This window comes from Arthrobacter sp. SX1312 (assembly GCF_002929295.1).
Classification (GTDB): Bacteria; Actinomycetota; Actinomycetes; order Actinomycetales; family Micrococcaceae; genus Arthrobacter_D.
The window spans coordinates 1-309 of sequence record NZ_PJIM01000062.1 but is presented as its reverse complement, the minus strand read 5'-3'; the positions used below and the strand labels follow the sequence as shown (position 1 = coordinate 309).

Annotated in this window: 1 protein-coding gene; it reads right to left on the bottom strand. The window is 66.3% G+C overall.

The window, feature by feature from the left end; genetic code table 11:
- On the bottom strand, positions 1–291 hold a 291-nt coding region (locus CXQ92_RS17990; RefSeq protein WP_146067531.1), incomplete at its 3' end, for a hypothetical protein.
- Between the last annotated feature and the right edge of the window lie 18 nt (positions 292–309).

The window sequence follows — 309 nt, the reverse complement described above, 5'->3', positions numbered from 1 at the left end:
CGGCTCGGTTGTTGCTTTGATCGATCTGAGCTGCGTTCGCTTGCCTTGATCTGAGATCGGCGTTGGTCGGGGAGAGTCAAGAGTTGGGGATATATACATGGACGCGTACGCGTGGTGCCGGCGCGGCGGCGCGGCGGATTGCGAGGAGCAGGAGGAGGATATCGGGTCGCCGTCCACGTCGGCGGGGAGCTCGGCGCGGTCGTCGGGGTCGTCCTCGGAGCTCGCCGACGACGCGAGCTCGTCGGGGTCGTCATCGTCGGCGGCGGGCCACTTCGAGATGTCCTCGCTCATGACGGAGCTCCCGCTCAA